This is a genomic window from Pseudomonas sp. PS02290, assembly GCF_029960075.1.
In the GTDB taxonomy this organism is placed as follows: Bacteria; Pseudomonadota; Gammaproteobacteria; order Pseudomonadales; family Pseudomonadaceae; genus Aquipseudomonas.
Genome location: NZ_JASCOY010000001.1, coordinates 83,248 through 110,107 on the forward strand (window position 1 = coordinate 83,248; position 26,860 = coordinate 110,107).

23 protein-coding genes and 1 pseudogene are annotated in these 26,860 nt (G+C 60.5%); 12 read left to right on the forward strand and 12 right to left on the reverse strand.

Going from position 1 to position 26,860, the window contains the following annotated elements; genetic code table 11:
* Window positions 1-82: 82 nt before the first annotated feature.
* From exbB to QMX88_RS00450, 7 genes are all read left to right on the forward strand, one after another.
* On the forward strand, window positions 83-1,060 hold the full coding sequence (gene exbB, locus QMX88_RS00420; protein WP_282365385.1) for a tonB-system energizer ExbB: 978 nt from the start codon (window positions 83-85) through the stop codon (window positions 1,058-1,060).
* Between the two features lie 3 nt (window positions 1,061-1,063).
* Window positions 1,064-1,489 (forward strand): TonB system transport protein ExbD, encoded by a 426-nt coding sequence (gene exbD, locus QMX88_RS00425; protein WP_133773871.1) that lies wholly within the window; start codon window positions 1,064-1,066, stop codon window positions 1,487-1,489.
* Window positions 1,486-2,229, forward strand: a complete 744-nt coding sequence (locus tag QMX88_RS00430; RefSeq protein WP_192171467.1) for an energy transducer TonB — start codon at window positions 1,486-1,488, stop codon at window positions 2,227-2,229. The genes exbD and QMX88_RS00430 overlap by 4 nt, the downstream gene beginning before the upstream one ends.
* A 91-nt stretch (window positions 2,230-2,320) precedes the next feature.
* Window positions 2,321-3,250, forward strand: a complete 930-nt coding sequence (locus tag QMX88_RS00435) for a hydrogen peroxide-inducible genes activator (protein WP_065988216.1) — start codon at window positions 2,321-2,323, stop codon at window positions 3,248-3,250.
* 8 nt (window positions 3,251-3,258) lie between these two features.
* Entirely contained in the window at window positions 3,259-5,334 is a 2,076-nt protein-coding gene (recG, locus tag QMX88_RS00440; protein WP_282365386.1) for an ATP-dependent DNA helicase RecG, read from the forward strand.
* Between the two features lie 87 nt (window positions 5,335-5,421).
* The gene (locus QMX88_RS00445) at window positions 5,422-6,810 is read left to right on the forward strand and encodes an aminoacyl-tRNA deacylase and HDOD domain-containing protein (protein ID WP_192171469.1); all 1,389 of its coding nucleotides are present in this window, start codon (window positions 5,422-5,424) and stop codon (window positions 6,808-6,810) included.
* Between the two features lie 636 nt (window positions 6,811-7,446).
* Entirely contained in the window at window positions 7,447-8,778 is a 1,332-nt protein-coding gene (locus tag QMX88_RS00450; protein ID WP_282365387.1) for an IS110 family transposase, read from the forward strand.
* Between the two features lie 481 nt (window positions 8,779-9,259).
* Here QMX88_RS00450 and QMX88_RS00455 read toward each other — a convergent pair whose 3' ends face one another.
* The 4 genes and pseudogenes from QMX88_RS00455 to QMX88_RS00470 all read right to left on the reverse strand — a co-directional run bounded on the left by QMX88_RS00455 (window position 9,260) and on the right by QMX88_RS00470 (window position 11,772).
* The gene (locus QMX88_RS00455) at window positions 9,260-9,634 is read right to left on the reverse strand and encodes a helicase (protein ID WP_282365388.1); all 375 of its coding nucleotides are present in this window, start codon (window positions 9,632-9,634) and stop codon (window positions 9,260-9,262) included.
* A gap of 329 nt (window positions 9,635-9,963) precedes the next feature.
* Window positions 9,964-10,233 (reverse strand): annotated as a pseudogene (locus QMX88_RS00460) (HU family DNA-binding protein); the annotation flags it as partial.
* Window positions 10,234-10,421: 188 nt separating this feature from the next.
* The gene (locus QMX88_RS00465) at window positions 10,422-11,570 is read right to left on the reverse strand and encodes an NAD(P)/FAD-dependent oxidoreductase (protein ID WP_282365389.1); all 1,149 of its coding nucleotides are present in this window, start codon (window positions 11,568-11,570) and stop codon (window positions 10,422-10,424) included.
* A gap of 34 nt (window positions 11,571-11,604) precedes the next feature.
* Window positions 11,605-11,772 (reverse strand): rubredoxin, encoded by a 168-nt coding sequence (locus tag QMX88_RS00470; RefSeq protein ID WP_002555879.1) that lies wholly within the window; start codon window positions 11,770-11,772, stop codon window positions 11,605-11,607.
* Between the two features lie 371 nt (window positions 11,773-12,143).
* Between QMX88_RS00470 and QMX88_RS00475 the strand changes: the two genes are divergently transcribed.
* Window positions 12,144-12,722 (forward strand): chorismate--pyruvate lyase family protein, encoded by a 579-nt coding sequence (locus QMX88_RS00475; RefSeq protein WP_282365390.1) that lies wholly within the window; start codon window positions 12,144-12,146, stop codon window positions 12,720-12,722.
* Window positions 12,722-13,612 carry a 4-hydroxybenzoate octaprenyltransferase gene (ubiA, locus tag QMX88_RS00480; RefSeq protein WP_282365391.1) on the forward strand — a complete coding sequence of 297 codons (891 nt, stop codon included), beginning with the start codon at window positions 12,722-12,724 and terminating at the stop codon, window positions 13,610-13,612. Before QMX88_RS00475 ends, ubiA begins: the two co-directional genes overlap by 1 nt.
* Window positions 13,613-13,647: 35 nt before the next feature.
* Here ubiA and QMX88_RS00485 read toward each other — a convergent pair whose 3' ends face one another.
* Window positions 13,648-14,028 carry a COG4315 family predicted lipoprotein gene (locus QMX88_RS00485; RefSeq protein WP_122534187.1) on the reverse strand — a complete coding sequence of 127 codons (381 nt, stop codon included), beginning with the start codon at window positions 14,026-14,028 and terminating at the stop codon, window positions 13,648-13,650.
* A gap of 170 nt (window positions 14,029-14,198) precedes the next feature.
* Here QMX88_RS00485 and phoB point away from each other — a divergent pair, with 170 nt between their 5' ends.
* The 3 genes from phoB to QMX88_RS00500 all read left to right on the forward strand — a co-directional run bounded on the left by phoB (window position 14,199) and on the right by QMX88_RS00500 (window position 17,679).
* Window positions 14,199-14,888, forward strand: coding sequence for a phosphate regulon transcriptional regulator PhoB (gene phoB, locus QMX88_RS00490; protein ID WP_037016751.1), 690 nt, complete (start codon window positions 14,199-14,201; stop codon window positions 14,886-14,888).
* A 90-nt stretch (window positions 14,889-14,978) separates the two neighbouring features.
* Entirely contained in the window at window positions 14,979-16,238 is a 1,260-nt protein-coding gene (gene phoR / locus QMX88_RS00495) for a phosphate regulon sensor histidine kinase PhoR (protein WP_244656054.1), read from the forward strand.
* Window positions 16,239-16,338: 100 nt separating this feature from the next.
* On the forward strand, window positions 16,339-17,679 hold the full coding sequence (locus tag QMX88_RS00500; RefSeq protein WP_192174552.1) for a hemolysin family protein: 1,341 nt from the start codon (window positions 16,339-16,341) through the stop codon (window positions 17,677-17,679).
* Window positions 17,680-17,700: 21 nt separating this feature from the next.
* Here QMX88_RS00500 and QMX88_RS00505 read toward each other — a convergent pair whose 3' ends face one another.
* The 7 genes from QMX88_RS00505 to QMX88_RS00535 form a co-directional block, all read right to left on the reverse strand.
* Window positions 17,701-18,609, reverse strand: a complete 909-nt coding sequence (locus QMX88_RS00505; protein WP_192174551.1) for a peptidoglycan DD-metalloendopeptidase family protein — start codon at window positions 18,607-18,609, stop codon at window positions 17,701-17,703.
* 278 nt (window positions 18,610-18,887) lie between these two features.
* A complete protein-coding gene (locus QMX88_RS00510; RefSeq protein ID WP_282365392.1) occupies window positions 18,888-19,793 on the reverse strand; it encodes a response regulator in 906 nt (301 codons plus the stop codon).
* Window positions 19,794-19,966: 173 nt separating this feature from the next.
* Window positions 19,967-20,725, reverse strand: coding sequence for a phosphate signaling complex protein PhoU (gene phoU / locus QMX88_RS00515; protein ID WP_133773894.1), 759 nt, complete (start codon window positions 20,723-20,725; stop codon window positions 19,967-19,969).
* Window positions 20,726-20,776: 51 nt separating this feature from the next.
* Window positions 20,777-21,610, reverse strand: a complete 834-nt coding sequence (gene pstB, locus QMX88_RS00520) for a phosphate ABC transporter ATP-binding protein PstB (RefSeq protein ID WP_282365393.1) — start codon at window positions 21,608-21,610, stop codon at window positions 20,777-20,779.
* Window positions 21,611-21,714: 104 nt separating this feature from the next.
* A complete protein-coding gene (gene pstA / locus QMX88_RS00525; RefSeq protein WP_282365394.1) occupies window positions 21,715-23,385 on the reverse strand; it encodes a phosphate ABC transporter permease PstA in 1,671 nt (556 codons plus the stop codon).
* Window positions 23,386-23,400: 15 nt separating this feature from the next.
* Window positions 23,401-25,686, reverse strand: a complete 2,286-nt coding sequence (locus tag QMX88_RS00530) for an ABC transporter permease subunit (protein ID WP_282365395.1) — start codon at window positions 25,684-25,686, stop codon at window positions 23,401-23,403.
* Between the two features lie 185 nt (window positions 25,687-25,871).
* Window positions 25,872-26,852 carry a phosphate ABC transporter substrate-binding protein PstS family protein gene (locus tag QMX88_RS00535; RefSeq protein WP_192174547.1) on the reverse strand — a complete coding sequence of 327 codons (981 nt, stop codon included), beginning with the start codon at window positions 26,850-26,852 and terminating at the stop codon, window positions 25,872-25,874.
* Window positions 26,853-26,860 lie beyond the last annotated feature (8 nt).

Here is a 26,860-nt window from a genome sequence, read left to right on the forward strand (position 1 = left end):
ACCCTTTGTTCTCCTCCGCTCGCCTCGCGCCAGCGTGACGCTCTCAGAACGAACACCTATTTTCATATCAGGTCGGGCCAGCATGACATCTATTCAAACCCCCGCTTCGTCCATTGCCAACCGAGGTCTGCCACGCGCAGGACGCGCCATTGCCGCGCTGCTGTTCAGCCTGATGTTGACGCCCATAGCGCTCGCCGACTCCAACGCTCCCGTACAAAAGCCCGCCGTACAGGCGGAGGCGCCAACCGCCACTCCGGTTGACCCTGCGACAACGCCAGGCGTTCAAGAACTGACCCCGGCATCTGCTCCGGCTGAGTCGCTTGATGCCGCTGCGGAAGATAACAGCCTGGGCATGTCCCACGACCTCTCGCCCTGGGGTATGTACAAGAACGCGGACATCATCGTCAAAGCCGTGATGATCGGTCTGGCCATCGCATCGGTCATTACCTGGACCATCTGGATCGCCAAGGGCTTCGAACTGCTGGGCGCCAAGCGTCGTCTGCGGAGCGAAATCGCTGCGCTGAAACGTGCACGCAACCTGGACGAAGCCAGCGCAGGGTCGAAGAAAGAAGGCACCCTTTCCCATTTGCTGGTGCACGACGCACTGGAAGAGATGCGCCTGTCGGTTAACACCCGCGAACGGGAAGGCATCAAGGAGCGCGTCGCTTTCCGCCTTGAACGCCTGGTCGCCGCCTGCGGCCGCAACATGAGCATGGGCACCGGCGTGTTGGCCACCATCGGCTCGACTGCGCCGTTTGTGGGCCTGTTTGGCACCGTATGGGGGATCATGAACAGCTTTATCGGCATCGCCAAAACCCAGACCACCAACCTGGCTGTCGTGGCGCCGGGCATCGCCGAGGCCTTGCTGGCCACCGCACTGGGTCTGGTTGCCGCGATTCCCGCCGTCGTCATCTACAACGTCTTCGCCCGCTCCATTGCCGGCTACAAGGCGCAAGTGTCCGACGCTTCGGCGCAGGTTCTATTGCTGGTCAGTCGCGATCTGGATCACCAGCCTGCGGTCGAGCGCAGCCAATCGCCGCACATGGTAAAGATGGGGTAAACCATGGGCCTGCATTTGAAGGAAGGCGACGACGAGCTCGCCGAGAACCACGAAATCAACGTGACGCCGTTCATCGACGTCATGCTGGTCCTGCTGATCATCTTCATGGTTGCCGCCCCGCTGGCAACCGTAGACATCAAAGTTGACCTGCCTGCCTCTACCGCCAAGCCGGTGCCTCGACCCGAGAAGCCGATTTTCCTGAGCGTGAAAGCCGACCAGAGCCTGTACCTGGGCGATGAAAAAGTGGCCCGCGAGCAGATCGGTCAGGTGCTGGATGCCAAGACCAAGGGCAAGAAAGACACCACGATCTTCTTCCAGGCCGACAAGGGCGTCGACTACGGCGACCTGATGGACGTCATGAACGCCCTGCGCGGCGCTGGCTACCTGAAGGTGGGCCTGGTGGGTCTCGAGACGGTCGGCAAGAAATGATCAATACGCGCCAAAAGCTGACGCGCTATAGCGGTAGTCTGTTGTTGGTGCTGGCGGTCCATGCCGTGGCGATTGTCGTCGCATTGCGCTGGCCCTCCTCGCAGGCCATCGAGCTGCCGCCGGCCGCGATGATGGTCGAGCTGGCGCCTGCTCCCGAGCCCGCCCCGCCGCCACCGCCAAAAGTCGTGCAACCGCCGCAGCCGCCTGCGCCTGAAGAACAACTGCCGATTCCGCCAGTCGCCGAAGCGCCCAAGGCCGAAATCGCCGTACCCAAGCCGGTCAAGCCCAAGCCCAAACCACAGCCGCCAAAACCTGTGAAGAAAGTCGAGCCGCCGAAGGAAGAGAAGCCAGCCGACGACAAGCCGCTGGACGCCCCGCCGTCCAACGCCAAGCCGGAGAAGTCAGCGTCGCCGCAACCTGCTCCGCCCACGCCGCCAAGCAATGCATTACCTACTTGGCAGGGTGAATTGCTGAGTCACCTGAGCAAGTTCAAGCGGTACCCGGAAGATGCTCGACGTCGGGGCATGCAGGGCACCAGTCGTCTGCGCTTCGTGGTCGATGGCGAAGGCCGCGTGTTGTCCTATGAACTGGCCGGAGGCTCGGGCAGCGCATCACTGGATCGAGCGACGCTGGAAATGATCCGCCGCGCGCAGCCATTGCCCAAGCCGCCGCCGGAATTGCTGAAGAACGGGTCGCTGGAAGTGGTCGCGCCCTTCGTTTATTCGCTGGATAAACGCTGAAACCAGAATTTTGTCAGCCGCGACGGGTTGATAACGTGCGTCTATCGATTGCACCCGCTATGCTGGGGCCGCAACTTCATGGACGCACGTTATGACCCTCACAGAATTGCGCTACATCGTTACCCTCGCTCAAGAGCAGCATTTCGGCCATGCCGCTGAACGCTGTCACGTCAGCCAGCCGACCTTGTCGGTGGGCGTCAAGAAGCTGGAAGATGAACTCGGTGTGCTGATTTTCGAGCGCAGCAAGAGTGCCGTACGTCTGACCCCGGTTGGCGAGGGCATCGTGGCTCAGGCGCAGAAGGTCCTCGAGCAGGCCCAAGGCATTCGTGAACTGGCCCAGACCGGCAAGAACCAGCTGACCGCGCCGCTTAAAGTCGGCGCGATCTACACCGTCGGCCCGTATCTTTTTCCTCACCTGATTCCCCAACTGCACCGGGTCGCCCCGCAGATGCCGTTGTACATCGAGGAAAACTTCACCCACGTGCTGCGCGACAAGCTGCGCAATGGCGAGCTCGACGCGATCATCATTGCCCTACCATTCAACGAGGCTGATGTCCTGACGCTGTCACTGTACGACGAGCCGTTCTACGTACTGATGCCTGCCGATCATCCATGGACCCAGAAAAAGACCATTGATGCCTCGGCACTGAACGACAAGAGCCTGCTGTTGCTGGGCGAAGGTCATTGCTTCCGCGATCAGGTGCTCGAAGCCTGTCCGACGCTGGTCAAGGGCGGCGATGCTGCCAAGCACACCACGGTGGAGTCCAGCTCGCTGGAAACCATTCGGCACATGGTCGCTTCAGGGCTGGGTATTTCCATCCTGCCGATGTCCGCTGTCGACAGCCACCACTACGCACCCGGCGTGATCGAAGTCCGTCCGCTGTCGCCGCCAGTACCATTCCGCACTGTGGCAATCGCCTGGCGTGCCAGCTTCCCGCGTCCGAAAGCCATCGAAATCCTCGCTGATTCGATTCGTCTGTGTTCCGTCGCTCGTCCGAAAGCTCAGGCTGAAGCGAGTTAAGGGACGGTATGACGGAGCTGTCTCATGTCTCGGTCACGGCGCTAAAAGGCGTCGGTGAGGCAATGGCTGAAAAGCTGGCGAAAGTCGGTCTTGAGAACATTCAAGACGTGCTGTTTCACCTGCCGTTGCGTTATCAGGACAGGACTCGCGTCGTGCCCATCGGCGAATTGCGCCCGGGCCAGGACGCGGTGGTCGAGGGCGTGGTCAGCGGCGCCGACGTGGTCATGGGCAAGCGCCGCAGTTTGCTGGTCAGGATCGGCGACGGCACCGGCGTATTGAGCCTGCGCTTTTACCACTTCAGCAACGCGCAGAAGGACGGCCTCAAGCGCGGTACCCATGTGCGCTGTTACGGCGAAGCCCGGCCCGGCGCTTCGGGGCTTGAGATCTATCACCCTGAATACCGCGCGATCACCGGCGATGAGCCGGTGGCTGTCGAGCAGACGCTGACACCGATCTATCCCACGACCGAAGGCCTCACCCAGCAGCGCCTGCGGCAATTGTGTCAGCAGAGCCTGTCGATGCTCGGCCCGAAAAGCCTGCCTGACTGGCTGCCGGACGAGCTGGCACGCGACTATCAACTCGCGCCCCTGGCTGAGGCCATTCATTACCTGCACAACCCGCCTGCCGATGCTGACGTCGAAGAGCTCGCGCTTGGCCATCACTGGGCGCAGCACCGACTGGCATTTGAAGAGTTGCTGACGCACCAGCTTTCCCAGCAACGCCTGCGTGAAAGCCTGCGCTCGCAACGCGCGCCTGCATTGCCCCCGGCGAAACGCCTGCCGAAGCAATTCCTCGCCAACCTCGGATTCCCGCCCACAGGTGCGCAGCAGCGCGTCGGCAATGAGATCGCCTACGACCTCAGTCAGCAGGAACCGATGCTGCGGCTGATTCAGGGCGACGTAGGCGCTGGCAAAACGGTCGTTGCAGCACTCGCGGCGTTGCAGGCGCTGGAGGCTGGCTATCAGGTTGCACTGATGGCGCCCACGGAGATTCTTGCCGAACAGCATTTCATCAATTTCACCCGCTGGCTGGAGCCTCTCGGCATAGAGACGGCCTGGCTCGCGGGCAAACTCAAGGGCAAGGCGCGGGCGGCATCCCTGGCGCAGATTGCCGGCGGCACACCGATGGTGGTCGGCACCCACGCGCTGTTCCAGGACGAAGTGCAGTTCAGGAATCTCGCGCTGGTCATCATCGATGAACAGCACCGTTTCGGTGTTCAGCAACGTCTGGCCCTGCGCAAGAAAGGCGTCGGCGGCTCGATGTGCCCACACCAATTGATCATGACCGCCACCCCCATTCCACGCACGCTGGCGATGAGCGCCTACGCCGACCTCGACACGTCGATCCTCGACGAACTGCCACCCGGGCGTACGCCGGTGAACACCGTGCTGGTGGTCGACAGCCGACGGATCGAAGTCGTCGAGCGTGTACGCAATGCGTGCGCCGAAGGCCGGCAGGCGTACTGGGTGTGCACACTGATCGAGGAGTCCGAGGAGCTGACATGCCAGGCCGCTGAAACCACGTTCGAGGAACTGACCAGCGCGCTGGGCGAGCTCAAGGTCGGCTTGATTCACGGGCGCATGAAGCCCGCCGAAAAAGCCGCCGTCATGGCCGAATTCAAGCAGGGCAATCTGAATCTGCTGATTGCAACGACGGTGATCGAGGTCGGCGTGGACGTTCCCAATGCCAGCCTGATGATCATCGAAAACCCGGAACGCCTGGGCCTGGCGCAGCTGCATCAATTGCGCGGTCGGGTCGGCCGGGGCAGCGCGGCCAGCCATTGCGTGCTGCTGTACCACCCGCCACTTTCGCAGATCGGTCGTCAGCGGCTGGGCATCATGCGTGAAACCAACGACGGCTTCGTCATCGCTGAAAAAGATCTGGAGCTGCGTGGGCCAGGCGAGATGCTCGGCACGCGTCAGACAGGGCTGCTGCAGTTCAAGGTTGCTGACCTGATGCGCGATGCAGATTTGCTGCCTGCGGTCAGGGACGCGGCCCAGGCACTGCTTGAACGCTGGCCGCACCATGTCAGTCCCCTGCTGGAACGCTGGTTGCGCCATGGCCAGCAATACGGGCAAGTGTGAAGCAGTCAACGCAATAACAGGGTGTCTCACCTCTATAACAACTAAGCTGGTTATACTTCAGCGATTGTAGGAATCTGGATACAGGCCATGACAGAAGTTGCCCACATCGACACAAGCCCACACTGCCCTTCTGTCATTCGGCAGTTGCTGGGCAAACTCAACTTCCGTGAAGTAACTGACGATGAGTCTCTGCCGCCTGCCCAGAAGGTTCAGGCCATTCTGGTCGATGACTCCGTTGGCGCGCTGTTTATCCTGTTTCCGCAAAACCAATTGCTGGACCTCAACCGCATCACCGAGTTGACCGGCCGCAAATTGAAAGCGGTTCCGAAAGAGTCGCTTGAGCTCATGCTGCAAAAACACAAGCTCGGCACGTTGCCCGGCCTGCCTGCACTGACCAGCTCGCCTTGTCTGTATGAAGAGCGAATTCTGTCTGGCCCTGCCGTGCTGATCGACTCCGGCGAGCCGGGCCTCTTGCTGGAAATCAGCAGCGAGGATTTCAAAACGCTGTTGACCAAGGCCAGCGCTGCCCGCTTTGGCGAACCGGTGACGTCGGTCACACCTAACCTCACGCGTCCCGATGACGACCGCGAGGAGATCACCAAAGCCGTTCAGAACTTCACCGCCCGACGCATTCAGCAGCGCTTGGAGTCCACGGTGGAAATCCCGCCGCTGGCCGACACGGCGCAGAAGATCATCAAGCTGCGTGTCGACCCGGACGCGACCATCGACGACATCACTGGCGTAGTCGAAACCGATCCGGCATTGGCGGCCCAGGTGGTGAGCTGGGCGGCCTCTCCGTATTACGGTTCGGCCGGCAAAATCCGTTCGGTGGAAGACGCCATCGTTCGCGTGCTGGGTTTTGATCTGGTGATCAATCTGGCGCTCGGTCTGGCGCTGGGCAAAACCCTGGCGTTGCCCAAGGATCATCCGCAGCAGGCGACGCCTTACTGGCAGCAGTCGATCTACACGGCTGCGATCATTGAAGGCCTGACCCGCGCGATGCCCCGTGCCGAGCGCCCGGAAAGTGGCCTGACCTACCTCGCCGGTTTGCTGCACAACTTCGGCTATCTGCTGCTGGCGCATGTGTTTCCGCCGCACTTTTCGCTGATCTGCCGCCAGATCGAAGTCAATCCGCACCTGCATCACAGCTATGTCGAACAGCATCTGCTGGGCATCAGCCGCGAGCAGATCGGCTCCTGGCTGATGCGCAACTGGGACATGCCGGAGGAGCTGGTCATCGCCCTGCGCTTTCAGCACGACCCGCACTACGCAGGTGAGCATCACAAGTATGCAAACCTGGTATGCCTGGCGGTGAGGCTGCTGCGCAAGGAAGGCATCGGCTCCGGCCCTCTGGAAAGCATTCCGGACGAACTGCTCGAGCGCCTGAAGCTCTCTCGCGAGAAAGCTCAGGACGTCGTGAAGAAAGTGCTGGAGGCCGAAGTGCTGTTGCGCGAACTGGCCTCGCAGTTCAGCTGATCTCGAAATGCCCGCTTGCAGCCTGAGAGTTAGCTGCGCTTTTTGTTGGGAAGAGGTTGCTCACGAAGATCTGTGGGCATTCAGCTATTTTCTGTGGTGACTCAGCATCAGTCTTCGCGAGCAAGCTCGCTCCTACAGGATCTGGGCTGACTCAACATCTCAGGTACGCCACTGAACTTGTGGGAGTGAGCTTGCTCACGAAGAGGCTGGAGCATTCAGCTATTTTCTGTGGTGACTCAGCATCAGTCTTCGCGAGCAAGCTCGCTCCCACAGGATCTGGGTTGACGCAACATCTCAGGTACACCACTGCACTCGTGGGAGTCGTCCCGCCGCTACGCGCCGCGCTGTCGCGCAGCAAACTGGGTGCACGACTCATCTCCCGTTGTGATGCTGATACCTTGAAAAGCAAAGAGCGGCTGCCCCGTCAGGGGTGGCCGCTCTTTGCTTTGCTAGGATTGAGGAGCGCGGGACAGAGGCCGGTACTCACATTGGTGTGACAGCACCCGCGTGGGAGAGTGGCCCGCACGGTATCGGCGTAGAGTCCTTGTCGGCACGGCTAGCCGTGACCACGTATGAGAGAGTGAACCCTTTCGCCACCGTGTGCCCCGCGCGCCCATCATCCTGCGAGGAAACAGCATGGCGCGCAAGCAATCCAGACAGCGTTTTGAACTGGTCCATCCCCATTGTGCCGGTATCGACATCGGCAGCCGTGAGCATTGGGTCGCCGTTGATCGTGACCACGAGCAACCGGTACGCAGCTTTTCTACCTTCACCGACGACCTCGTCAAGCTGGCCGATTGGCTTGAAGCGCTCAAGATCGAGGTCGTGGCCATGGAAGCCACTGGCGTCTACTGGATTCCACTGTTTGAGCTTCTTGATGCGCGAGGCTTCAAGGTCTATCTGGTCAACTCACGCGCAACGCGGCAGATTTCCGGTCGTAAATCCGATGTCCTCGATTGCCAGTGGATATGGCAACTGATGAGCCATGGCCTGCTGCGCGGAGCGTTTCGCCCTGACGATGCGATTTGTTCTATGCGGGCGCTCATTCGCCAACGAGCCAGCAAAGTTCGTAACCAAGCTCAAACCTTGAACCGCATGCAGAAAGCGCTGAGCCAGATGAACATCCAACTCGCCAACGTCATCAGCGATATTTCGGGCGTGACCGGCATGAAAATCCTTCGCGCAATCATTGCCGGCGAGCGCGATCCGTCTGTTCTGGCCGACCTGACTGATCGGCGGATCAAGGCCAGCAAAGAGACTGTAGCCCGCAGCCTCCACGGTAATTGGCGTTTAGAGCACCTGCATGCGCTCGAACAAGAAGTGCAATGCTATGACTTCTTTGAACAGCAGATTGGGGCATGCGACAAGGCAATTACGGATGCACTGAGTCAATTGCCCGAGCGCGAGGAGGCCCCCCAACCCTCACGAAAAATCCTGCGTAGCCCTCACCGCTGCGCAGCAGATCAGGCGGCCCTGCATCAGTCGCTTTGGCGCGTCATGGGCGTTGATCTCACCGCCATACCGACCATCGGCGTCGATACGGCCTTGGTCATTGCCGGCGAGATTGGACCGGATCTGTCCCGATTTCCCACGATGGAGCATTTCTGCTCATGGCTGGGCGTGGCACCACCGACACGGATTTCGGGTGGTCGCTCACTGTCGGGTAAAGGCCAGAAAACCCTCAACAACGCAGCCCAGGCACTCAAGCAAGCGGCCTCTAACGCGCGAAATGACAAAAGCTTTATCGGCGCCAGCCACAGGGCCCGACTGGCGCGGATGGATACCAGCTGCGCCATCAAGGCCACGGCTCACCAACTTGCACGCTTGATCTACGCCATGCTGACCAAGGGGCAGCCCTATGTTGAGCAGGGGATCGAAGCGTTTGAAGAACGGAGCAAGGAAAAGCAGTACCGGGCCTTGCTGCGCAAGGCCCGTAAGCTGGGGCTGGACGTGGTAAAGGCTTCTTGAATTGTGGAACAAAATCAGAGACTTATTTTTTGTTTGATGAGAGTGAGCTTGCTCACGAAGAGGCTGGAGCATTCAGCTATTTTCTGTGGTGACTCAGCATCAGTCTTCGCGAGCAAGCTCGCTCCCACGGGCTCGGGGTCGACTCAACATCTCAGGCACGCCGCTGCACTCGTGGGAGTGAGCTTGCTCACGAAGAGGCTGGAGCCTTCAGCTATTTTCTGTGGTGACTCAGCATCAGTCTTCGCGAGCAAGCTCGCTCCCACAGGATCTGGGCTGACTCAACATCTCAGGTACACCACTGCACTCGTGGGAGTGAGCTTGCTCACGAAGAGGCTGGAGCATTCAGCTATTTTCTGCGGTGACTCAGCGTCAGTCTTCGCGAGCAAGCTCGCTCCCACAGGATCTGGGTTGACGCAACATCTCAGGCACGCCGCTGCACTCGTGGGAGTGAGCTTGCTCACGAAGAGGCCTGAGCATTCAACTATTTCTTCTTCCTCGGCTTCAAATACTTCGTCAGCCCCTGGAACCACATCACCAGTCCCGCGTTGCCGGCGACCAGGATGTCCTTGTCCTGAATGCCCTGCATGAATGCGAGCTGCTTGTTCCGGGCCTGCATTGTGGCGAAGCCGTAATCGGCGTCTTTGAAAGAGATCACGAACGCAGGTGCCGCAAAGGTGCCGGCGCGGCTCTTGACGCGCTGATCGCGCACGATGAAGTGCCGGGCGATCTTGCCGTCAGCCGTCTGCAACTGGAAAGCCAGATCCTTCCCCGCGAGTTGCTGCTGAAACGCGGGATTATTGCGACTGGCGCGGGCCATCAACAGGCCCAACATCCAGAGTAGAAAACGAAACTTCATGCGTGGGCCTCATGGGATCAGCGGCGGTCAGGGTGACCAGCCGCAGTGTAGCGAGCTTGATTGTCCGGCGAGCAGGCAGAACCGGTCAGTCGCAAAGTGGCGGGCTAGACGGGACGCGCAGGTCGGCGCCGGTCGATTCACAGCCCATAAAAAAATGGGCACGCCGACTGATCGGTATGCCCATTTCCATGCTGCTCGCCCTCCGCAGAGCGCTCAGCGAATTACTTTTTCTTTGCTGCGGGTGCCTTGGCCGCTGCGGCCTTGGCTGGCTTCGCATCTTTGGCGGCTGCAGCCGGCTTGGCTGGTTTCGCTGGCTTTGCCGAGTCCGGATTGACGCTGTCTTTGAGAAACTTGCCCGGCTTGAATGCCACCGTGTTGCTGGCCTTGATCTTGACGGGCTCACCGGTCTGAGGGTTCTTGCCGGTGCGGGCGCCACGATGACGTTGCAAGAAAGTGCCGAAGCCAACCAGCGTGACGCTGTCCTTTTTGTGCAACGCGTTGGTGATTTCGTCGAGCACCGCGTTGAGTACGCGATTGGCTTGTTCTTTGGTGAGATCTGCTTTCTCGGCAATAGCCGCTGCGAGTTCTGGTTTACGCATATAAAGCCTCTTTTACGGTTTTTTGTTTTTATGTCCCGTGCAGCCCTTGCGGACAGCGAGCAGGTGCCGCAACAGCTCTACGTTGCGGCAGACAGGAATGAGAATGGCACGCCACCGGGACCCGCGCCAGTACGTGGGCCACGTTTGTTTCAACTAAAAGATGGCTTATCCGACAGAACGACTGTTAATCATGCCAGCAGCGGGGGCAAAGCCTTGTTCAGGGCGAGCTTGTCCATCACCGCCGCGCCTGTCAGCGCGTAACCCAGCAGGTTGCCGTCGCTGTCCAGACACAGTGCCTTGATGTCGGCGCCCTCACCTTCCACGGTCCAGACACCTACCGAGCCCTTGGGCGGCGGCGACACTACCAGCGGGCAAACCGGCGTTTTCACCGTGACCGGCATGGGGCCATATTTGACGGGTGTGAGCGTGCCGGCGAGGGTTTGCGCCAATGCCCGGGCGCAGTTCATCAGCGGCATGACGTAAAGCAGATTCAGGCCATCAACTTCAGCGCAGTCGCCCAGTGCATAGATATTGGCGTGGGAGGTCTGCAAATGCCGATCGACCACAACGCCACGCCCGATCTCCAGGCCGGCCGCTGCGGCGAGATCAGTGCGGGGGCGCAGGCCGATCGCCGATACCACCAGATCGCAGTGAAGCACCTCGCCATCCGACAGGTGCGCCTCGAGCCCGTCGTCGGCACGATCAAGCCGTGTCAGCAAGGGGCCGAGATGAAAACGCGCGCCCAGGCTTTCCAGCCCGGCCTGTACCGCTGCGGCAGCCGCAGGGTGCAGCAACGTCGGCATCACCTGCTCGCACGGCGCAACCAGGTCGATTTCGTAGCCGCCCAGGATCAGATCGTTGGCGAACTCGCAGCCGATCAGGCCTGCGCCCAGAATCAGCACTCGCTTCTTGCCGGCGGCTGCAGCACGGAAACGCGCGTAGTCCTCCAGATCATTGATCGGGAATATGGCATCGGCGGCATCACCGGCCACCGGCACGCGCACAGTTTCCGCGCCCCACGCCAGAATCAGATCGCGGTACGGGACCGCTTCCTCGCCGATCCACAGACGCTTGTGACCCGGATCGATGCCGCTGACGCGGGTGTGCGTGCGCACCTCGGCCTTGAGCTGCTCGGCCATGGCGCCTGGCTCGGCCATGCTCAAGCCGTCGGCTTCCTTGTTTTTGCCAAAGCCGGTGGACAGCATGGGTTTGGAGTACGAACGGCCGTCATCGGCGGTGATCAGCAACAGCGGCGTCTCGCCATCCAGCTTGCGAAATTCGCGGGCGAGGTTATAGCCCGCCAGCCCGGTACCGATGATCACGACAGGTGCGTTCATTCATTTCTCCAGAGGGGTCGTGGAAGTCGGCGGATCAGCCGATTTCGATCATCTCAAAATCCATTTTGCCGACGCCGCAGTCAGGGCACAGCCAGTCTTCCGGCACATCCTGCCAGAGCGTGCCCGGCGCGATGCCGTCATCCGGCCAACCGTCGGCTTCGTTGTAGATCAGGCCACAGACTATGCATTGCCACTTTTTCATTGGTCGGTTCTCTTGGTTTCAGGCTAGGCGTCCCAGACGCTCCGCTGTCGTCGCGAAGTTTTCGAATGGGTCAGGCCTTTTACTGATCACAGCGCAATGACGCAAGTTTCATTGATGCACGACTCGCGCGCTTTTCGGAGGATTGGCTCTAGCTGCGATGGCGTCGAGCGTCATGCCGCAAGATTGATAGCGCCCAAACCGGCCTCTTCCCGGCTGAAGCCGGTCCTACTAACACTGCATATCCTGTAGGACTGGCTTTAGCCGGGAATGCGTCAAGTGTCTCAGCGCAGCAATGGGGGGCTCCGGTCGTCGGTCAAAAATCGCAATCATGCTAAGCTCGCCGCCTCGATTGCCGCCTGTGTTTGTCTCCCGTGATCCAGCAAACCCCTGCATTTCCAGCGCCCGAATGGCTTTTGCGCGATCAGTTGATCGAAGCCCCCTCACCCGTCGTTCTTGAGTGGCTGTTCCACGAAGATTCCCTGACCCGACGCCTGACTCGGTTCTCTGACAATCATTTCTGCGTGCAGCCGCAGTTCGAAGGCTGGCAACGCCTGCGTGATGATGAGTGCGCCGCGTTGCACTTGCCTGAGGGCAGCGAAGGCTGGGTGCGTGAAGTCTATCTGCTGGGCCGTGATGAACGATGGGTGTTTGCCCGCAGTGTCGCCGCCCGCAGCGCGCTAGAGCATGACGGCCTGCACATGGACGAACTCGGCACCCGATCGCTGGGCGAACTGCTGTTCAGCGATAAAGCCTTCGCCCGCGGCCCGCTGCAGGTCTGCCACTATCCTGCGCAATGGCTGCCCGTGATTGACGCACAGCCGGGCTTGTGGGGACGCCGCTCCTGTTTCAGCCGGGGGATCTTGAGCATTCTGGTGGCGGAAGTGTTTCTGCCCACCGCATGGCGCGCCATCGAAGCCAACCTTCCACTGCATGCCCAAGAGGGCCGCTGATGTACCTGTCGTTGCTCAAATCCCTGAACCGTCTGCACCCACGCGCCTGGGACTTCATCCAGCTCACGCGCATCGACAAGCCCATCGGCATTTATCTGTTGCTGTGGCCGACCTTGTGGGCGGTCTGGATTGCAGGCAAAGGCTCGCCTTCCCTGAGCACGCTGCTGATTTTCGTCATCGGCGTGTTCCTGATGCGCGCGGCGGGCTGCGTGATCAACGACTTCGCCGACCGCAAGGTGGACGGCCACGTCAAACGCACCGAGCAACGGCCGTTGGTGAGTGGCAGGGTGACGTCAAAGGAAGCGCTGATTCTGTTCGCCGTGTTGGTGGGGCTGAGCTTTGTGCTGGTGTTGTTCACTAACGCGACGACGATCTGGCTGTCGTTCGGCGGTCTTGCCCTCGCGGCGTGCTACCCGTTCATGAAGCGCTATACCTACTACCCGCAAGTGGTATTGGGCGCTGCGTTTTCGTGGGGCATGCCGATGGCGTTTACCGCGGAGACCGGCGAGCTGCCCGCTGCCGCGTGGCTGCTGTACATCGCCAATCTGCTGTGGACGGTGGGATATGACACGTATTACGCGATGACGGATCGCGAGGACGACTTGAAGATCGGCGTAAAATCCACGGCCGTGCTGTTCGGCGACGCGGATCGGGTGATCATCCTGACGCTGCAATGCCTGGCGCTGTTCTGCCTGATGCTGGCGGGTACACGCTTTGAGCTGGGCCTGTACTTCTTCATCGGCCTGCTGGTGGCCGCGGGATGCTTTGGCTGGGAATTCTGGTCGACGCGGGACAAAGACCCGCAAGCCTGCTTCAGGGCCTTTCTGCACAACCACTGGGCGGGGCTGGCGATTTTTATCGGTATCGTTCTGGACTACGCGCTGCGCTGACCGATTCGGGCCGACGCAGCGCGCGAAGGCTCAGATCATGGCTTGGCGATGTGCCAGACGTCGCCCTTGCCGTCGCCGGTTTTGTCGCCAGCGGCCTTGTCGCTTTTGAAAAAGTACAGCGGCTTGCCCTTGTAAACCCACTGCGAGGCGCCGTCATCGCGCTTGATAATGGTCCAGTCGCCCTCAGGCTTGTCGCTGGCAGTAGCGGTCAGCGGCGGCCAGTTGGTTGCGCATTGATCATTGCAGACGGACTTGCCCGCGGAGGTGTCCTTATCAAAGGTATAGAGCGTCATGCCTTTGTGGTCGGTGAGCATGCCGTCACTGGTCATCGCCGGCGCGGCAGCGAATGCCATGCCGGAAGATGCCAACGCTGCCGCCGCCAAAAGGCGCATCAGAGCAGAAGAAATTTTAGCCATGGATGAATCCTCTTTTTGTCTGTCGCTGGATGGACATTTCTTGTAGGACAAGTCGCCAGCTTAGCGCTAGACCGGCGAATACGCCTAGCTCGAACTAACCTGTCACACGACTGCAATAATTCCGTTATCTAATGCGCCCCAAGACAGTTAAATGACATGAGGTTCGAGGCATGGTTGGCAGGAGCATTCTGATCGTCGACGACGAGGCGCCCATTCGCGAAATGATTGCCGTCGCACTGGAAATGGCCGGCTATGACTGCATTGAGGCTGAGAATTCGCAACAGGCCCACGCCGTTATCGTCGACCGCAAGCCGGACCTCATCCTGCTGGACTGGATGCTGCCGGGTACATCCGGCATCGAGCTGGCACGCCGCCTGAAACGTGACGAGCTGACCGGTGACATCCCGATCATCATGCTCACGGCCAAAGGCGAAGAGGACAACAAGATTCAGGGCCTCGAAGTCGGCGCCGACGACTACATCACCAAACCCTTCTCTCCCCGCGAATTGGTCGCCCGCCTCAAGGCCGTGCTGCGCCGGGCTGCCCCGAACGATGGCGAATCACCGATCGAAGTGGGCGGTCTGCTGCTGGACCCGATCAGCCACCGCGTGACCATCGACGGCACACCTGCCGAGATGGGCCCGACCGAATACCGCCTGCTGCAATTCTTCATGACCCATCAGGAACGCGCCTACACCCGCGGGCAGCTGCTCGATCAGGTCTGGGGCGGAAATGTCTACGTGGAAGAGCGCACCGTGGATGTCCACATCCGGCGTCTACGCAAAGCCCTCGGCGAGGCTTACGAAAATCTGGTACAAACCGTCCGCGGTACTGGTTACCGTTTCTCCACCAAAAGCTGAAAAAGCGTTTGGCAGCGATTCAGACCGCTGAAGACAAGGACGCGTTAATTGAATCACAACTGGCATGGCACCCTGATCCGCCACTTGCTGATGTTGGTCACAGCCTCGCTGCTGGCCGGTTTGATCAGCGGACATTACGGCGGGTGTCTGGCAATCGGTCTGGGGCTTTATCTGGCCTGGACCCTCAAACAGCTGCTGCGCCTGCATGACTGGCTTCGCCATCACAAACCCGACGAGCCGCCGCCCGATGGCTATGGCTTGTGGGGTGAAGTCTTCGACAGCATTTACCATTTACAGCGTCGCGATCAGCGCGTGCGTGGCCGCCTGCAAGCGGTTATCGACCGTGTCCAGGAATCCACCGCCGCACTGAAAGATGCCGTGATCATGCTCGACAGCGACGGCAACCTGGAATGGTGGAACCGCGCGGCAGAAACCTTGCTGGGCCTGAAGACGCCCCAGGACAGCGGTCAGCCGGTGACCAACCTGGTGCGCCACCCGCGCTTCAAGGAGTACTTCGCGCACGCCAACTATGCCGAACCGCTGGAGATCCCGTCGCCGGTCAATGACCGCCTGCGCATTCAGATGCTGATCACCCGCTACGGCAACAACGAGCATTTAATGCTGGTGCGCGACGTGACGCGTATGCATCAGCTGGAGCAGATGCGCAAAGACTTCGTCGCCAACGTGTCTCACGAGCTGCGCACACCGTTAACGGTCATCTGCGGGTACCTGGAGACGCTGCTGGATAACGTCGAAGAAGTGAATCCGCGTTGGGTCCGTGCGTTGCAGCAAATGCATCAGCAAGGCGGACGCATGCAGACGTTGCTTAACGATCTCCTGCTGCTGGCCAAGCTGGAAGCCACCGATTACCCGTCCGACAATCAGCCCGTCGCCGTGTCGTCGCTGCTGCAGAGCATCACCAATGATGCCCAGGCGCTGTCGGGGAGCAAGAACCAGCAGATCACCCTGGAGCTGGAAAGCGACGTCAGCCTCAAGGGCAGCGAGGCGGAGCTGCGCAGCGCGTTCTCCAACCTGATCTTCAACGCGGTCAAATACACGCCCGCAGAGGGCAAGATCCGCATCCGCTGGTGGAGTGACGGGCGTGGCGCGCACCTGAGCGTGCAGGACTCCGGCATCGGCATCGACAGCAAACATATCCCGCGCCTGACCGAGCGCTTCTACCGCGTCGACTCCAGCCGCGCGTCAAACACCGGCGGAACAGGCCTGGGCCTGGCGATCGTCAAGCACGTGCTGCTGCGCCACCGCGCGGTACTGGAAATCAACAGCGTCCCCGGCAAGGGCAGTGTGTTTATCTGCAACTTTGCCCCGGCCCAGATGACCAAAGCCTAGGCAAGCCTGTAGATAGCCGTTAAATTGCGTCCCTTGTGCCCTCCAATTGTGAGGGCTTGTTTCATTCCACACTTCAAAACGGAACCTGCAAAACCCCATCATGGACCCTTCCCCTGGTATCAGCCTGGCTTCACTCTTCGCCGATTTCGGCATGATTCTTTTCGCAATGGTGTTGGTTCTGCTCAACGGATTTTTCGTTGCGGCCGAGTTCGCCATGGTCAAACTGCGCTCCACCCGTGTCGAGTCCATTGCCGAGAAAAACGGCTGGCGTGGACGCATTCTGCGCACCGTTCACAGTCAGCTCGATGCTTATCTGTCGGCGTGCCAGCTGGGTATTACGCTGGCGTCGCTGGGGCTGGGCTGGGTCGGTGAGCCGGCATTCGCGCACTTGCTGGCGCCGTTGCTCGAGACGGTCGGCGTGGAATCGCCCGAGGTCGTCAAAGGCGTGTCGTTCTTCAGCGCCTTTTTCATGATTTCGTACCTGCACATCGTGGTGGGTGAGCTGGCCCCGAAATCCTGGGCCATTCGCAAACCCGAGCTGTTGTCGCTGTGGACGGCGGTGCCGCTCTACCTCTTCTACTGGGCGATGTACCCGGCCATTTACCTGCTCAACGCCAGTGCCAACGGCATTCTGCGCATCGCCGGCCAGGGCGAGCCCGGCCCCCACCACGAGCACCATTACAGCCGTGAAGAGCTCAAGCTGATCCTGCACTCAAGCCGCGGTCAGGACCCAAGCGACCAGGGCATGCGCGTGCTGGCCTCCGCCGTGGAAATGGGCGAGCTGGAAGTGGTGGACTGGGCCAATTCCCGCGAAGACATGGTCTCGCTGGAATTCAACGCCCCGCTCAAAGAAATCCTCGCGATGTTCCGTCGGCACAAGTTCAGCCGGTACCCGGTGTACGACTCGGACCGCAATGAATTCGTGGGCCTGTTGCACATCAAGGACCTGCTGCTGGAGCTGGCGGCGCTGGACCACATCCCCGAGTCTTTCAATCTCGCCGAGCTCACGCGGCCGCTGGAGCGCGTGTCCAAGCACATGCCGTTGTCGCGCCTGCTCGAGCAGTTCCGTCAGGGCGGCGCGCACTTTGCGCTGGTCGAGGAAGCCGACGGCAAGATCATCGGCTACCTGACGATGGAAGACGTGCTGGAAGTGCTGGTGGGCGACATTCAAGACGAGCACCGCAAGGCGGAGCGCGGGATTCTGGCCTATCAGCCGGGCAAGCTGCTGGTACGCGGGGATACGCCGCTGTTCAAGGTCGAGCGCCTGCTGGGCATCGATCTGGACCACGTTGAAGCCGAGACCCTCGCAGGCCTGATCTACGACAGCCTCAAGCGCGTGCCTGAGGAAGAGGAAGTTATGGAAGTCGAAGGCCTGCGCATCATCATCAAGAAGATGAAAGGGCCGAAGATCGTGCTGGCGAAGGTGTTGAAGCTGGATTGATCTGCACGTCCGGGCAGATCATCAATTCCCGCCAATCGCGAAGTTAGGCAGGCTCTGGACCGGTTGCGAGAATTCGTACGGGATCGACTCCAGCGCCAGCCCGACATTGCGCTGCACCACGAAGTGCAAATGCGGGCCGGTGCTGTTGCCGGTGTTGCCGGACCGTCCGAGCGGCGCGCCCACTGCCACATGCTGGCCTTCCTTGACGCTCACCGATCCCTGCTGCAGATGCAGATAGACGCCCATCGTGCCGTCGTCGTGCAGGATGCGCACGAAGTTGCCCGATGGATTGGCGCCTCGACCTGACTGGGCATTCTCGGTCTTGATCACGGTCCCGCCCCGCGCAGCGATGATCTGCGTGCCTTCGGGCATGGCGATGTCGATCGCGTAGCGGCTCTTGGCGCCTACGTGGCTGTAGGATCCATTGGCACCCTGACTGATGCGAAATGGCCCGCCCACCCACGGCAATGGATAGCGATAGGCAAATCCGTTCGCTGACACGCCGCGCTGCGGGTCGCCGACGATGGATCGTAGACTGGGCTTGTAGGCCATGGCCTTGCTGGCGACTTGCGGGCTGAGGGCGATAAGGCGTTCGTTGCTGCGCGCTGGAATTGTGCGGCGAATGACTTGGTCCGACACGCCCACCACGTTCTTCACCCCGGCCAGACGCAGCTCGACTTCAACGGGCGCGTAAAGATCGTTTCGCACATACAGGCTGTCGCTGCCATTGGCTTTCTTCACGCTCAGGCGCACCTGGGAGTCGATGCGCTCGACCATGCGCTCGCGAAGCTTCATCACCTCCGCGCCACGCACAGGCTGGTCGGTAAACGACACGACGCCATTGGCATCGGTGAACCGATAGATCGTGACGGCCCCGGCGGTCTGCGTGGCCAGCAGTAAGGCACAGACAACCAGCACGCGCTCTAACATCGGGATAGACCTGGTGAGTGGACGATTGGCGCCCAGCCTAACAGCGATGCCGACGCAATTGGACTCATCCGAATCAATCGGTAATAGACGAAGCGTCAAGGAAATCGCGTCAGCACAGGGCGCGATCGGAACTGCAATTTCTATGCTGGATAGAGTGGGAGTAAGCTTGCTCGCGAAGATGGACGCCCGACCGCACCAAATTTAGCGGATGTACCGGTCTCATCGCGAGCAAGTTGGAGCGCCATCCCGGTCGCTCCCCCAGGTGAGTGCGCAGCGGATCAGGCGCCCGGCACGAAGTGCTTCTGCGCGGTGCCACGGGCAATCAGGCGCGACAAATAATCAAGCTTCTGGGTGTCCTTGTCGACGAAGCGGAAGGTGACCTGCAGCCACTCGCTGTCGGGCTTCTGCTCGAACGCGGCAATCGCGTGCAGATAACCATTGAGACGCGCCACCTCGGCGTTCTCGCCCTGCTCCAGATCGAGCACGGCGCTTTCGAGGATCTGCGGCAGGACATCGCCGCGGCGGACCAGCAGCGAGGCTTCCTTGAGCGTCAGCGCCTTGATAACGCAGGGCTGGGTCCCGCTCGGAAGACGCAAATGACCCTGGCCACGACCCGTGGGTGCGGCGGCAGGAGCAGCATTGGCCATCGGCTGGGCCAGAGGCTGAGCGGCCTGGGGTGCCGCAGAAGCTGCGGGCGCCGTGTTGACAACCTCAGGGCGATTACCCGTCAGGGCGCTAAGCGAGTCATTGGCAAACGCCGCATTGACGCGGGCCGGGCCACTGGACATCAACGCGTCGAGCTTGCCGACCTTGTGCAGCGCTTTCTTGACCTTGGTCAGCAGTTGCTCGTTGGTGAACGGCTTGCCGATGAAGTCAGAGACGCCGGCCTGGATCGCCTGGATCACGTTTTCCTTGTCGCCACGGCTGGTGACCATGATGAAAGGCATGGTCTTCAGGTTGTCCTGCTGGCGGCACCAGGTCAGCAATTCGAGCCCGGACATTTCGGGCATTTCCCAATCACAGAGCACCAGATCAAACACTTCACGGCTGAGCAGCACTTGCGCCTTGCGACCATTGACTGCGTCTTCCAGAGCGATTCCCGGGAAGGCATTGCGCAGGCCTTTCTTGACCAGATCACGGATGAACGGTGCGTCATCCACCACCAATACACTGACTTTACTCATCGACGCTCCTGATGGCGTGTTCACCGTAAATGGCGAGCATTCGCTGGCGGGTGGCCAGCTGCCAAACTGTTTGACGACACCGGGACTTTTATTCGCGGGTGACTTGAAAAATATGGGCAGACCGGAGAAACAAAAACGCCCGGCGGTCGCCAGGCGTTTTTTCTCAGGCAATCTTATTTATCGTCAGGCGTGTCCAGAACATTAATCCTTTCGGCGGTCAGGCCTTTCACTTCTTCCTGCATGCGCTTGAGGCCCAGGTGGCGGACATCGGTACCGCGCACCAGGTAGATAACCAGTTCGGAGATGTTGCGCGCATGATCACCGATGCGCTCCAGGGAACGCAGGACCCAGATCACATTCAACACGCGAGAGATCGAACGCGGATCTTCCATCATGTAGGTGACCAGCTCACGTAACGCGGTCTTGTACTCGCGGTCGATGTTCTTGTCGTACTGCGCAACCGACAACGCCAGATCGGCGTCGAAGCGGGCGAACGAGTCCAGCGCATCGCGCACCATTTTGCTGACTTGATCGCTGATGTGGCGCACTTCGACGTAACCACGCGGCGACTCACCCTCTTCGCACAGCTGAATCGCACGGCGAGCGATCTTGGTGGACTCATCGCCAATGCGCTCAAGGTCGATGACCGACTTGGAGATGCTGATGATCAGACGCAGGTCGGACGCGGCAGGCTGACGACGGGCCAGAATGCGCAGGCACTCTTCATCGATGTTGCGCTCCATCTGGTTGATGCGGTCGTCCACCTCGCGCACCCGCTGGGCCAGGCCCGAGTCGGCTTCGATCAACGCGGTGACCGCATCGTTGACCTGCTTCTCGACCAGACCACCCATTTCCAGCAGGTGGCTGCGAACTTCTTCCAGTTCAGCGTTGAACTGCTGGGAGATGTGATGTGTATGGCTGTCTTTGATCATGAGTGTCCGTCCGATTGATTGCGCGGTGGTTCAAGGCTGACGAAACACGTGCTAGCCGTAACGACCGGTTATGTAGTCTTCAGTCTGCTTTTTGGTCGGATTGGTGAACAACGTATCGGTGTCCCCGTATTCGACCACCTTGCCCATGTGCAGAAACGCGGTGTAATCCGACACGCGCGCCGCCTGCTGCATGTTGTGGGTAACGATCACAATGGTGTATTTGGATTTCAGTTCGTAGATCAACTCTTCGACTTTCAGGGTCGAAATCGGGTCGAGCGCGGAGCACGGCTCATCGAGCAGCAGCACTTCGGGTTCGACGGCGATGGTGCGGGCGATCACCAGACGTTGCTGCTGACCACCGGAAAGTCCGAGCGCCGACTCATGCAGGCGGTCCTTGACCTCGTCCCACAGTGCGGCGCCACGCAAGGCCCACTCGACGGCCTCATCGAGCACGCGCTTTTTGTTCACGCCCTGAATACGCACCCCGTAGACCACGTTCTCGTAAACGGTCTTGGGGAACGGGTTGGGCTTCTGGAACACCATGCCGACCCGGCGACGCAACTCGGCGACATCCTCGCCTTTGGTGTAGATGTCGTGGCCATAGAGCTTGATCTCGCCCTGTACGCGGCAGCCGTCCACCAGATCGTTCATGCGGTTGAAGGTGCGCAGCAAGGTGGACTTGCCACACCCGGACGGCCCGATGAACGAGGTCACGCGCTGTTTCGGGATGTTCATGCGGATGTCGAACAGCGCCTGCTTCTCGCCATAGAAGAGATCCAGCCCCGGCACTTCCAGCGCAACGGCTTCGTTCGCCAGATCCAGCACCTGGCGCTTGCGACCCAGGGCCGACATGTTGATGCCGTGGGCGTGGGGTTCGTGTTGCATGGTCTCTCTCCGTTCGTAGCTGCAAGCCTCTAGCCGCAAGCTGCAAATGTGGTGCTGATACGGTATGCGGCTTCTCAGCTTGCCGCTTGAAGCGTGTCGCTGACTCAGTCTTCGAACGCCTTGTACTTGTCGCGCAGGCGGTTGCGAATCGTCACCGCCGAAAGGTTCAGCAGCGCGATCACCAGCACCAGCAGCAGCGCCGTGGCGTACACCAGCGGGCGCGCGGCCTCGACGTTGGGGCTTTGAAAACCCACATCGTAGATATGAAAACCCAGGTGCATGATCTTCTGGTCAAGGTGCAGGTACGGGTAATTACCGTCCAGCGGCAGCGACGGCGCCATCTTGACCACACCTACCAGCATCAGCGGGGCCACTTCACCCGCCGCTCGTGCCACGGCCAGAATCAGGCCGGTCATCATCGCCGGGCTGGCCATCGGCAAAACAATCTTCCACAGCGTTTCGGCCTTGGTCGCGCCCAAAGCCAGCGAGCCCTCGCGCAGCGTCAGCGGGATACGCGCCAGGCCTTCTTCGGTGGCAACGATCACCACCGGCACGGCGAGGAGCGCCAGGGTCAACGATGCCCACAGCAAGCCCGGTGTGCCGAACGTCGGCGCCGGCAGGGCTTCGGGGAAGAACAGCTGATCCAGAGATCCGCCCAGCACATAAACGAAAAAGCCCAGCCCGAACACGCCGTAGACGATGGCAGGGACGCCCGCAAGGTTGTTCACCGCGATGCGGATCAAGCGCGTCATCACGCCCTGGCGCGCGTATTCACGCAGATACACAGCGGCGAGCACGCCAAACGGCGTCACGATGACGGCCATGATCAGCGTCATCATCACAGTGCCGAAGATCGCCGGGAAAATCCCGCCCTCCGTATTGGCCTCGCGCGGGTCGTCGCTTAGGAACTCCCAAAGCTTCTGAAAGTAGAACCCCAGCTTGGTCATCGTGCCCATGGCGTTGGGTTGATACGCGTGAACCACCTTGCCGATGCTGATCTCGATTTCTTTGCCGTTCGCGTCACGGGCCGTCAGGCTGTCGCGATTGTATTCGGCGTGCAACGCGCCCAGCCGCGATTCGACGTCCTTATAGCGCGCGTCGTATTCAGCGCGCTCAGTGGCCATGTCGGCCTGTGCGGCGGCATCGAGTTCGCCGTTGAGCTCAAGCTTGCGCGCCTGCAGACGCAGCCGCTCGATGCCGTGGTTGATCGCGCCGATCTCGCCCTTCTCCAGGTCGTCCAGTTGATCGGAAATGCCCTGCACCCGCTCGATACGCGCCTGCAGTTGCGGCCATGCGGCTTCACCCTCGGCGACTACTTTGCCGTCTTCCTTGACGTTGACCAGATAGCCGTAGAAGTTGCCCCACTCGCGGCGCTCCAGGGTCATCAATTCCGCAGGCTTGCGCGCGTCCTTGAGCCACTCGCCAATGACCCAGTTGAAATCGCTGGGGCTGATATCCCGGTTGCCTACCTTGAACAGATCGCGGGTCATGAACTCGGGCCCCTGATCAGGAACCGGCAACCCGGCGGCCTTGAGCCTGGCGCGCGGCACTTGTTCAGGCTGAACAAGCTCGCCAACCAGCACATGGCTTTCCTGCCCGGGAACGTCGTACTGGGCGGAAATGACATCGGCGGGCCAGAAATGCCCCAGCCCGCGCACGGCAATCACCGCCAGCAGGCCGATGGTCATGATCACCGCGATGGACACCGCACCCGCGCTCAACCAGACGCCGGGGCCGCCACTGTTGAACCACCGCTTGAGGGAGGTCTGCTTCATCGGTTTCAACCTGCCCTAGAGAGACGAATACTGCTTGCGCAGGCGCTGACGAATCAGCTCTGCCAAGGTATTCATGACAAATGTGAACATCAGCAGCACCAGGGCGGCGAGGAACAGCACGCGATAATGACTGCCGCCCACTTCCGACTCGGGCATCTCCACCGCCACGTTGGCCGCAAGGGTGCGCATGCCTTCGAACAGGTTCATGTCCATGATCGGCGTGTTACCGGTGGCCATGAGCACGATCATGGTCTCGCCCACAGCGCGGCCCATGCCAATCATCAGCGCAGAAAAAATCCCCGGGCTGGCCGTGAGAATCACCACGCGAACCAGCGTCTGCCACGGCGTGGCGCCGAGGGCCAGTGAGCCGAGGGTCAGGCCACGCGGCACGCTGAACACGGCATCCTCGGCAATCGAATAAATGTTGGGGATGACCGCAAAACCCATCGCGATTCCGACCACCATTGCGTTGCGCTGGTCGTAGGTGATGCCCATATCGTTGGTGATCCACGCGCGCATGTCGCCGCCGAAGAACCAGTTCTCCAGGTGCGGGCTCATGCTCAGTGAGACCCAGCCAATCAGCAGAATGACCGGAATCAGAATCGCGCTTTCCCAGCCGTCGGGTACCCGCAGGCGAATCGAGTCAGGCAAGCGCGTCCAGCCAAACCCCGCCAGCAGAATGCCGATGGGGGTGAAGATCAGCAGACTGAAGATGCCCGGCAAGTGCCCTTCCAGGTACGGCGCCAGGAATAGCCCGGCGAAGAAGCCGAGAATGACCGTCGGCATCGCTTCCATCAGCTCGATGACCGGCTTGACCTTGCGACGCATGCGCGGCGCCATGAAGTAAGCCGTGTAGATAGCAGCGGCGACGGCGATCGGCGCCGCCAGCAGCATGGCGTAGAACGCAGCTTTGAGCGTGCCGTAGGTGAGAGGCGCGAGGCTGAGCTTGGGCTCGAAGTCGCTGCTGGATGCGGTGGATTGCCAAACGTATTTGGGTTCGTCGTAGTTCTCGTACCAGACCTTGTCCCACAACGCGCTCCAGGAAATTTCCGGGTGCGGATTATTCAGGCTCAAGGGCAGCAGCTTGCCGCTGTCTTCAACGATGAGGCGATCCGCGCGGGGCGACAGACCCATCACCGCGGGGCCGCTGGCTATCGGGTCGATCAACAGCGTGCGGTGAGCGGTGCTGTGGAAAACGCCGAGCTTGCCGGAGGTGTCCATGGCAATGAACCCTTTGCGGCGCTGCTCGGCGGTGATCTGGGAAATCGGCGCGCCGCTCATTTTGAAGTCACGAATGTGCTGCAGACGCATCTCGCCATCGACGTCCCGCGCCATGAACCACTGCGCGATGTTGCCCCTTGAGCTGCCGATCACCAGCGAGATGCCACCGACCAGTTGCGTGCTGGCGGTGGTTTCGGCGTTGGCGTCTTCAAGCAGTTTGTAGCGGCCGTTCAGCGTGCGATCGCGCAGGTCGAACACATCCACCAGCGCGCGACCGTTGATCACGTACAGCCACTGCTGGCGCGGGTCGACGTAGATGGCTTTGACCGCTGCTGACAGCTGAGGCAGGTCAATGCGGCTCTGCTCGCGATCGGTTTCGCCGGTCATCAGGTTTTCGGATTGGGTCAGCGACAACACGTGCAGCTGGGTACCGGTTGCACCGGCCAGAATCAGGGTCGTGTCGCTGGCATTCAGATTGACGTGCTCAAGCGCCCGCCCGCCTTCGTCCAGCACCAGCGGCGTCTCGCCGTAGGGATAGGTAATCGTGGGGGTGATGGTTTTCTTGTTGTCGGGATAGCTGATCGGATAAGCGTGCTTGAACACCAGCACCTGTCCGTTGGACAGGCCGACCGCAATCAAAGGCTTGCCGGGCTGATCCTGGGCCACCGACGTCACCTTCGCGCCAGCGGGGATCGGCAAGGCAACGCGGGAAATTTCGCCGCCGTCCTTGAGGTGGAAAAACAGCGCTTCGCCCTTGTCGGACACGCGCATGGCGACCTGATTCTGCTCTTCGATGACCAGCACCATGGGGTTGCCAGCATCTTGCAGCCAGGCGGGTGTTTGAGCATCGCTGCGCGTCAGTTTCGCCCCCTGAAACAACGGCGCGACGACGTAAGCCAGGTAGAAGAAGATCAGGGTGATGGCGGCCAACACGGCAAGACCGCCCACTAACACGTACCAACGCGTCAGGCGGTCTTTGAGCGCACGGATCCTGCGCTTGCGTTGCAGCTCGGGCGCATTGAAATCAATGCGCTCGGGACGGGGTTTTTCGGTCATTGATGAATTGGCCAAATCATTCATGCGCACACCGTAGCCACTCTGTATGACAAATACATGACAGCGAGGTGACGCAAAAAAGCCCGCCGCTCCTGAATCGGGGCAACGGACTGTTCAGTGTTCTGCGAGCCTCGTTCCATAAGGCCTTTGTCGTTTGTGGCGGGACGAACCTGTCACCCCGCATCAGGGTTGTCTGGGCAGCGCGCTCGCTACCGTTCTTGTAGCCCCAGATCAGCCAAGGCTTTGCTGACGACCTTGGCTGGTAACGGAATGTACCCGTCTTTCATGACAACTTCCTGACCTTGTTTTGACAGGATCAATCTGACGAACTCGGCTTCGAGCGGATTCAATGGCTTGTTCGGCGCCTTGTTGACGTACACATAAAGGAAGCGCGCCAGCGGGTAAGTGCCATTCAGCGCGTTGGCCTCGTTGTCTTCGACAAACTCGCCGCCCTCTTTTTTCGCGAGGGGTACGGTGCGCACGCTGGATGTTTTATAACCAATGCCCGAGTAGCCAATGCCGTTCAGCGAATTGCTGATGGAGCTGACCACCGAAGCAGAGCCGGGCTGTTCATTGACGTTGGGTTTGAAGTCGCCCTTGCACAGGGCCTCTTCCTTAAAATAACCGTAGGTGCCGGAAACCGAATTGCGTCCGAACAGCTGGATGGCCTTTCCGGCCAGATCTCCTGTCACGCCCACATCGCCCCAGGTTTTTGCATCGGTCCTGGCGCCGCACAGGCGGGTCGCGGAGAAAATCGCGTCGACCTGCTGCAGCGTCAGACCCTTGATCGGGTTGTCCTTGTGGACGAATACGGCCAGCGCGTCCACCGCCACGGGAATCGCGGTCGGCTTGTAGCCGTGCTTCTGCTCGAAGGCCGACAGTTCGCCGTCCTTCATCTTGCGGCTCATGGGTCCCAGCGTCGCAGTGCCCTCGGTCAGTGCGGGCGGCGCTGTTGAGGAGCCGGCAGCCTGAATCTGGATGTTCACGCTTGGGTATTCTTTCTTGTAGGCCTCGGCCCACATCGTCATCAGATTGGCGAGGGTGTCGGAGCCCACGCTGGACAGATTCCCGGAGACACCGCTGGTTTTGACGTAGGGCTTGATTGCAGGGTCGACGGCGGCAGAAGCACTGCCGATAGCCGCGCCAGCCGCGACGAACGTCAGCGCCGTCATCAAACGTTTGAAGGTCATGCCTTGCT